The organism is Oleiphilus sp. HI0117, assembly GCF_001635235.1.
The window spans coordinates 1-1,023 of sequence record NZ_LWGA01001514.1; the positions used below are offsets into that span (position 1 = coordinate 1).

1 protein-coding gene is annotated in these 1,023 nt (G+C 47.1%); it reads left to right on the forward strand.

The features are described 5' to 3' along the window. On the forward strand, nucleotides 1-1,023 hold a 1,023-nt coding region (locus A3757_RS24900; protein WP_197470308.1), incomplete at both ends, for a GspE/PulE family protein.

The window sequence follows — 1,023 nt, forward strand, 5'->3', positions numbered from 1 at the left end:
TCTATGAATTTCCCGCCAAAGTAGGCATCGCGGTTACCAGCCGCTTCAAGATTCTAGGTCGCCTCAATGTCGCCGAAAAAAGAAAACCACAAGATGGCCGAATAAAAACACGTAACAGCAATGAGAAGGAAATAGAGCTCCGTCTTTCAACCCTGCCTACCGCCTTTGGCGAAAAACTAGTAATGCGTGTTTTCGATCCGGAAGTCTTACAATGCTCATTCTCTGAGTTAGGCTTTTCTAGCGAAGATTTAAAACGCTGGAAGCAAATGACCGGTCAGCCAAATGGCATTATTCTCGTTACCGGCCCGACCGGTTCAGGAAAAACGACAACGCTCTATTCGACCTTGCGTGAACTCGCGACACCCGAAGTTAATGTCAGCACGATTGAAGATCCGATTGAAATGGTAGAACCTGCCTTCAATCAGATGCAGATCCAACAAAATATCGACCTGGATTTCGCCAGCGGCATTAAAGCCCTTATGCGACAAGACCCCGATATCATAATGATTGGTGAAATAAGAGACCTGGAAACAGCCGAGATGGCAATACAAGCTGCCCTGACAGGCCACCTGGTTATTTCGACACTGCATACTAATGACGCACCCAGCGCAATCACGCGATTAATGGAACTCGGCATCCCTCCATACCTAATAAAAGCAACGGTATTGGGCGTGATGGCCCAAAGGCTGGTTAGAACCCTTTGTACGTCCTGCAAGACACCTGTCGAGCTTGAAGAGGAAGACTGGAAAATGCTTACCAGACCTTGGAAAACACCTTTGCCTCAAAATGCGCAACAACCCGTCGGCTGCCAAGAATGTCGACAAACAGGCTATCGCGGTCGAGCAGGCGTTTATGAAATCATGCCCTTATCCGAAAGCTTAAAAGGGCACATACACGAAAGCGGTCAAGTAGCAGAGCTCAGAAAAGAAGCAATTAAAGAAGGGATGTATTCACTAAGGCTAAGCGGCGCAAATAAAATAGCAAATGGCTTAACAACCATTGATGAAGTGCTCAGAGTCACAC